This window comes from Thermodesulfobacteriota bacterium, assembly GCA_040756475.1.
Lineage (GTDB): Bacteria > Desulfobacterota > Deferrisomatia > Deferrisomatales > JACRMM01 > JBFLZB01.
In genome coordinates this window covers 24,404-31,146 of record JBFLZB010000036.1, presented here as the reverse complement: position 1 = coordinate 31,146, position 6,743 = coordinate 24,404, and the positions used below count along the sequence as shown (strand labels likewise).

7 protein-coding genes are annotated in these 6,743 nt (G+C 67.8%); 3 read left to right on the top strand and 4 right to left on the bottom strand.

Going from position 1 to position 6,743, the window contains the following annotated elements:
* On the bottom strand, positions 1 to 333 hold a 333-nt coding region (locus AB1578_07540; GenBank protein MEW6487751.1), incomplete at its 3' end, for a response regulator.
* A gap of 5 nt (positions 334 to 338) precedes the next feature.
* Complete coding sequence (locus tag AB1578_07535; protein MEW6487750.1) at positions 339 to 1,304, bottom strand: HAMP domain-containing sensor histidine kinase; 966 nt, start codon at positions 1,302 to 1,304, stop codon at positions 339 to 341.
* Between the two features lie 107 nt (positions 1,305 to 1,411).
* On the opposite strand from AB1578_07535, the gene AB1578_07530 reads away from it, so the two are divergent.
* On the top strand, positions 1,412 to 2,506 hold the full coding sequence (locus AB1578_07530) for a nitronate monooxygenase family protein (GenBank protein ID MEW6487749.1): 1,095 nt from the start codon (positions 1,412 to 1,414) through the stop codon (positions 2,504 to 2,506).
* A gap of 92 nt (positions 2,507 to 2,598) precedes the next feature.
* Here the strand turns inward: AB1578_07530 and AB1578_07525 are convergent, their stop codons facing one another.
* The gene (locus AB1578_07525; protein ID MEW6487748.1) at positions 2,599 to 2,802 is read right to left on the bottom strand and encodes a cold-shock protein; all 204 of its coding nucleotides are present in this window, start codon (positions 2,800 to 2,802) and stop codon (positions 2,599 to 2,601) included.
* 228 nt (positions 2,803 to 3,030) lie between these two features.
* Positions 3,031 to 3,252, bottom strand: a complete 222-nt coding sequence (locus tag AB1578_07520; protein MEW6487747.1) for a hypothetical protein — start codon at positions 3,250 to 3,252, stop codon at positions 3,031 to 3,033.
* Between the two features lie 483 nt (positions 3,253 to 3,735).
* On the opposite strand from AB1578_07520, the gene AB1578_07515 reads away from it, so the two are divergent.
* Together AB1578_07515 and AB1578_07510 are read left to right on the top strand one after the other, a co-directional pair.
* Entirely contained in the window at positions 3,736 to 5,178 is a 1,443-nt protein-coding gene (locus AB1578_07515) for a sigma 54-interacting transcriptional regulator (GenBank protein MEW6487746.1), read from the top strand.
* Between the two features lie 217 nt (positions 5,179 to 5,395).
* Entirely contained in the window at positions 5,396 to 6,553 is a 1,158-nt protein-coding gene (locus tag AB1578_07510) for an acyl-CoA dehydrogenase family protein (protein ID MEW6487745.1), read from the top strand.
* The last annotated feature ends 190 nt before the right edge of the window (positions 6,554 to 6,743 follow it).

The window sequence follows — 6,743 nt, the reverse complement described above, 5'->3', positions numbered from 1 at the left end:
CCGCAGGAGGAACTCCGCGAGACTGAAGGGCTTGGTGAGGTAGTCGTCTGCGCCGTGCCGTAGGCCCTCCACACGGTCGGCCTCCGACGAGAGCGCCGTGAGCATCAGGACGGGGAGGCGCGGGTCCAGCGCGCGGATGCGCCGGCAGACCTCGAGCCCCCCCAGGCCCGGGAGCATGAGGTCGAGTACCACCAGGGAGAACGGGTGTTCCGGCAGCAGGCGCAGGGCCTCCTCCCCCGACGCGGCCACCAGCACCCGGTACCCCTCCTGCTCCAGGTTGAAGGCGAGCCCTCGGGCGATGTGGGGCTCGTCTTCCACCACGAGGATCTTCATTGCACTCACGGGGCCTCCGCAGGGGTGGGTTCCTCCCGCAGGCGCGGGAGCTCCAGGTGGACGGTGGTGCCCCGGCCGGGGCCCGGGCTCTGCATCCAGATCCTGCCCTTGTGGCGCAGCACGACCATCCGGGCGAGGAACAGTCCCAGCCCGGACCCCGAGACTTCCTCGCTGCCGCGGCGCACCCGATAGAACATGCGAAACACCTTCTTGAGCTCTCGGGGCTCCAGGCCCCGGCCCTGATCGGCAAGGGAGAGGCGGCACGCGCGCTCTGTTCCCTCCAGCACCACCGCAAGCCGGGGCGAGCCGTCGGAGTAAAGGACTGCATTCTCGAAGATGTTGCGAAGGGCCATGCCGAGCGACTCGGCCTCGAAGCGCGCGCGCAGCCCCGGTTCGACCCGCACCTCCAGCGAGCCGTTTTCGGGGAGATCTTGGAGGCGCTCCCGAAAGTACTGCTCGACGAACGCGGAGAGGTCGCCGGAGCGCAGGGCGAGCTTGAGGCCCCGATGCTCCAGGCGGTTGGCCTGCAAGAGGTGGGTGGTGAGCCGGTTGAGGCGCTCGGTGTCTTCCAGCATGGTTTCCACGAAGGAGTCGAGCTGCTCGGGGTCGGGGCGCCGCAGCCGGATCGTCTCCAGATAGAGGCGCAGCGACGCCAGGGGCGACTTGAGCTCGTGGGTCACCTGGGAGAGCAGGCGCTTCTGCTCGCGGTAGAGCGCCGCCTGCCGCCTCCAGTACAGGAAGATCACGTAGACGCCGACCAGGATGACCACCAGGAGCAGCAGCCCCTCGGCCAGGATCAGCCAGTCCACGGGGTGCTGGGGAAGCTCTGGGCCATAGACCTCGGCGAGCTCCCGCAAGCGGCGTTGGCTGCGCAGGCTGCCGTAGATCCAGAACACCACCGCCAGTACCCAGGCGAGCTGGACGCCGACGAAGACCGCGATGGGGGAGAGCAGGGCGCGAAGGCGCGACACGGATTCCTCCGGGCTGGAGAGGAAGGTTTTACACAACTATTACATTGGCTTCCCCGCACCTTTGATACCATGAAACGTCTCGGCAGACCATCGACGGAGGACCCTCCATGGAAGCAGCGCGACCCCTGGCCATCGGACGGCACATCGCGGACCACCCCCTGATCCAGGGCGGCATGGGCGTGCGCATCTCGGCCGGGAATCTGGCCGGGCACGTGGCCCGGTGCGGCGGAGTCGGGGTCGTGGCCACGGCGGCCCTGGGGCTCAATAGCCCCCACTTCACCGGCCGAGGGCTGCGCAGCGCCGACGTGGCGGCGCTCAAGGACGAGCTCCGCAAGGCCTACGCGATTGCCCCCGACGGCGTGGTGGGCACCAACTGCATGGTTGCCCTGTCCGACTACGAAGATCTGGTGCGGGCCTCCTGCGAGGGCGGCGCCAAGGTGATCGTGAGCGGTGCGGGGCTGCCCCTGGGCCTCCCGGGGCTCACGGCCGACTTCCCCGAGGTGGCCCTGGTGCCCATCGTCTCCTCGGTGCGGGCGGCCGAGCTCATCGCCCGCAAGTGGAACAAGGGATACGCTCGCCTGCCCGACGCGGTGGTGGTGGAGGATCCGGATACCGCCGGGGGGCACCTGGGGGAGAAGCTCGAGAACATCGGCACCGGCACCTACGACCAGTACGCCACCGTGCGGGGGGTGAAGGCCCTGTTCCGGGAGGCGTTCGGCGCCGAGGTGCCGGTGATCGCCGCGGGCGGGATCTGGGACCGGGACGACCTCTTGCGCGCCCTGGAGCAGGGGGCGGACGGCGTGCAGATGGCCACGCGGTTCGTATGCACCGAGGAGTGCGACGCCGCCGACGCGTTCAAGCAGGCCTATCTGGCGAGCCGCCGGGAGGACATCGGGCTCGTCATGAGCCCCGCGGGGCTGCCGGGCCGGGCGCTCGTGGGCAACGTGGCCGGCATCCGCCAGGGAGACCTGGAAGACGATCTGCGCTGCCCCGTGGGTTGCCTGCGCAAGTGCGCCTACCGCGACGAGGGGGAACGCTTTTGCATCGCCCGGGCGCTGGACCGCGCCCAGCGGGGCGACGTGGAGCGCGGGCTGGTCTTTTGCGGCAGCAATGCCTGGAGGTCGGACCGGATCTCCACCGTACGGGAGATCTTCGACGAGCTGTTCGCCCTGGAGGAGGTTCGCGCTGCGGTGAACGCGTAGGATCGGAGCAGCCGCGGCCGCGCGGTCGTGTTTCCCAAAAAAGAATCGGGCCCCCCGCGGGGCCCGATTCGCTTTTCCGGAAGAGACCGTGGTCAGGTGGGGCGTACGTTCGAGGCCTGGGGGCCCTTCTGCCCCTGGGTGGCGTCGAACTCCACCGTCTGCCCCTCAGTGAGGGTCTTGAACCCCTGGCCCTGGATGGCGCTGAAGTGCACGAAGAGATCGGCCCCCCCGTTCTCCGGGGTGATGAAGCCGAAGCCCTTCTGATCGTTGAACCACTTCACAGTTCCCTTTGCCATGATGCTTCTCCTTCTTCTGGGACTTCTCATCCCACGTTGGTGCAACTGCGATGGTCAGAGAAACCAGAGTGAAGAGCAAAGCCCGACACCGGAACCGATCCATCCAAGTTGCTGCTGCGGCGCCTCAAGGCGCCAAAAACCTAAAAAGGGAGGGGCGACGGTCGCCTCTCCCTCTTAGAGACTGCATACCGATCCTGCCACCCGAGCCGAATCTCCCCCCGCCCGACTCTACGACAGGAAGGCTACGCCATCTTTGGAAGCGATGCAAGGGAGAAACGCAACCACCAGTGCTGCTACCCGGCGGGCCATTTGCCCCAAGATGTGGCTCGCCAGGTGCGCCACCTCCACCCACGGAAACACGAGAAATCTCGTGTTGTTCACCACCCGGCCGAGATTTTTCAGCCGCTGCGGCCGCGTCTCCCGGATGAGCTCGACTTCCTCCGTGCTCACCTCCCGGCCCGCCTGCTGAACTCGCCCATACCCGCCACTTGGCATCGCGTGCTCCGCATTCAAAACACTCGGAAACCACGCTATCCTCTCAAAAACCGCCTCTCCTGTCTGCCCCCGGCTGCGCGACAAAGAGATTCCCCTCGCCCTCGCGACCCCGCCCCGATTCTCACGCCCATCGATCGTACGTCAGCGCTGCTTGACCTCGATCCACCACCTGGGTGGTGAGCCGGGTCCGGGGAGCCCTTGCGCTCCGCCCCGTAATCCGCGATGTTCGAAGGCAGCGTCGCCGACGGAGCCGGCGCGCCGAGCCTCCCCAGTTTCGGCCTCTCTGCCGCGGGGCGGCCGAGGCGGCACGGGGCTGCGCTCCAGGACTCCCGGACCCCGCCCCAAAGATTTGGTGGTGGATCCTGGGCTTTACGGGGCGCGCCGGCCCGTGGTAGCTAGCGGGTTGCCACCGGCAGAGGGGGAGAGGGGATCTCGTCCATGACCGACTTCGACCGCGTCCGCGTCGTCCTCGAAGAGGCCTTCGGCCCCTACGGCATAACGGAAGAGACCGAGGAGGCCCTGCGGACCCTTCTGGACAACCGCTACGAGGGGCTCATCGTGGTGGACCGGGAAGGCCGGGTCGTCTACATGAACCGGGAGAACGAGCGCTTCCTCGGGCTGCCTCGGGGCGGCGCCAAGGGGCGGCCGATCCAGGAGCTCGTGCCGTCGAGCCGGCTTCACGTGGTCAGCAAGACGGGCCGGGCCGAGGTGGCGGACCTGCAGGAGATCCAGGGGAAGACCAAGGTGGTCGTTCGCATCCCCATCCGCAAGGACGGCCGGGTGATCGGGGCCATGGGGAGCATCATGTTTCGGGACCTGGAGGAGGTCTCGAAGCTCACCCGCATGGTGCGGGTGCTGGAGGACCGGGTCGCGGCCTACGAGAAGAAGCTTAGGGCCATGCCCCAGCAGAACCGGTACACGTTCGACCACATCCTGGGCTCCGGCGAGCGGCTGGCCGAAGCGCTCGTTCTGGCCCGCAAGGCGGCGCGCTCCGAGGCCGACGTCCTCCTCGTGGGGGAGACCGGCACGGGCAAGGAGCTCTTTGCCCACGCGATCCACAACGCGAGCCCCCGCGGCGCCGGCCCCTTCGTGCGCCTCAACTGTGCGGCCATCCCCCGGGAGCTCGCCGAGTCGGAGCTCTTCGGCTACGAGCCGGGGTCGTTTTCCGGGGCGGACCGCAAGGGCCGGGTGGGGAAGTTCGAGCAGGCCCATGGGGGAACGATCCTGCTGGACGAGATCGGGTCCCTCCCTCTCGACATTCAGGCCAAGCTCCTGCGGGTGCTCCAGGAAAAGGAAGTGGAGCGGGTCGGCGGTACCATGATCCGCTACGTGGACTTCCGGCTCATCGCGGCGAGCAACGAAGACCTCAAGGAGCTCACCGAACAGGGTCGCTTCCGGATCGACTTGTACTTTCGTCTGAACAAACTCTTCCTGCGGGTCCCCCCCTTGAGGGAGCACCCGGAAGACATCCCCCTCTATGTGCGCCACTTCCTCGACACGCGGTTCGACTATGCCGGCCGGGTGGAGGTCGAGCCCCCGGCGATGCGGGCGCTCCAGGCCTACCGCTGGCCGGGGAACGTGCGGGAGCTCCAAAACGTGGTGGAGCGGGTGGCGTGGAACGCCAAGGGGCCCAAGATCCGGCTGGAGGACCTGCCCGCCGCCCTCCTCACCGACGCCGCGCAGGGGGCCGCCGGGGCTGCGCCGCCCACCCTGCTCAGCGAGGCGGTGGCCGAGGCCGAGCGCCGAGCCATTCGTCGGGTGCTGGCCCTGACGGGAAACAACAAGAGCCGGGCCTGCAAGCTCCTGGGCATTCACCGCACCACGCTCTACGAGAAGATGGCGCGCTACGGGATCGGCGTGGGAGGGGAAGGGGGGGCGTAGAGGGAGCGCGACATGTAGTGCCGGGACAACATCGGGCTTCTGGGCCTTTCCGGCGGTATGTGTTGGCACTGGCCAGCAGTCTCCGGCGGGCGGCGGCGCGGCGGCGCGCCCGGACGGGTTTTTCCGGCGGGGCCCCGATGTTGCATTTGGGCTGCCCCGACCGCGACGAGACGCCGGCCCCGAAGCCGGCCAGCAGCCACCGAAGGAGGGACGGCCGATGGTATTCGAACTCACCCCCGAACAGCGCATGGTGCAGGAGCAGGCGAGGCGGTTTGCAGAAAACGAGATCAAGCCGAACGTGGAGGCGGAGGAGGCGGTACACAGCTTCTCGCTGGAGCGCGTGAAGAAGATGGGGGACCTTGGCTTCTTCGGGTGCGGCATCGACGAGAAGTACGGCGGAAACGGAATGGGCCTGCTGGAGAGCGCGCTCCTGGCGGAGGAGATCGCCAAGGTGAGCCCGTCGTGGCGGCTTCCGTTCAACATGCAGAACCTGGGGCCCGCGCTCACGGTGCAGCAGTTCGGGACCGAGGAGCAGAAGGAACGGCTCATTCCGGGGTGGGTGAGCGGCGAGAACATCGGCTACTTCGCCATCACCGAGCCCAATAGCGGCTCCGACGTGGCGGGCATGAAGACCAATGCGCGGGACGCGGGGGACTGCTGGATCCTCAACGGGCAGAAGACCTGGATCTCCAACGCCCACGTGGGCGACGTGGGTCTCGTGTATGCCTACACGGACCGGGCCGCCAAGTACAAGGGCATGACCTGCTTCCTCGTCGACCTGAAGAAGACCGAGGGGGTCACCACCCGGGCCATCGAGACGAAGCTCGGCCTCCACGGTGCGCCCACCGGCGAGGTCCTCTTCGACGACGCCCGGGTGCCCAAGGACGCGGTTCTCGGGGAGGTGGGGGACGGCTTCAAGATCTGCATGTGGCAGCTCAACAACACCCGGCTGGGATGCGCTGCGGGAGCCCTGGGGTGCGCCGGCGGGGCCATCGATCTGGGCATCCAGTACGCCAACGAGCGCACGCAGTTCGGCAAGGCCATCGGCACGTACCAGATGATCCAGGCCTCCATCGCCGAGCTCGTGTGCGAGCACCACGCCGCCCAGCTCCTGGTGTACCGGGCGGCCTACCTCAAGGACCAGGGCAAGCCCAACCAGCTCGAGACCTCCATCGCCAAGTACTACGCCGCCGAAGCGGCGGTCCACGCCACCAACGAGGTGATGAAGATCTACGGCTCCTGGGGATTCTCCACGGAGTATCCCATCGAGCGGTACTTCCGGGACGCCAAGTCCTACCAGGTGGTGGAGGGCACCTCCAACATCCAGAAGACGATCATCGCGGGCATCGCCCTGGGGCAGACCGCCAACCGCTGAGGAGCGCCCGCCGCGGGAAGACCCGCGAGTGTCGTTCCCACCGCATGCCGCGGGGGCCCTTCGGGGCCCCCGTGGCGCGTCTTGGCCCCGGACTTGCACAAACTACCGGGCGGTTGGTAGACTCCCCCCCGTCTCTCGGATATGGCAGCAAGACAGCGGTTCCCCTCGTTGGAGGGGCGGTAATTTCTTG

What these genes read in the sequence shown, in the direction of transcription:
- AB1578_07530 (MEW6487749.1), top strand. Translation starts at nt 1,412, where the DNA reads ATGGAAGCAGCGCGACCCCTGGCCATCGGACGGCACATCGCGGACCAC.
- AB1578_07515 (MEW6487746.1), top strand. Translation starts at nt 3,736, where the DNA reads ATGACCGACTTCGACCGCGTCCGCGTCGTCCTCGAAGAGGCCTTCGGC.
- AB1578_07510 (MEW6487745.1), top strand. Translation starts at nt 5,396, where the DNA reads ATGGTATTCGAACTCACCCCCGAACAGCGCATGGTGCAGGAGCAGGCG.
- AB1578_07525 (MEW6487748.1), bottom strand. Translation starts at nt 2,802, where the DNA reads ATGGCAAAGGGAACTGTGAAGTGGTTCAACGATCAGAAGGGCTTCGGC.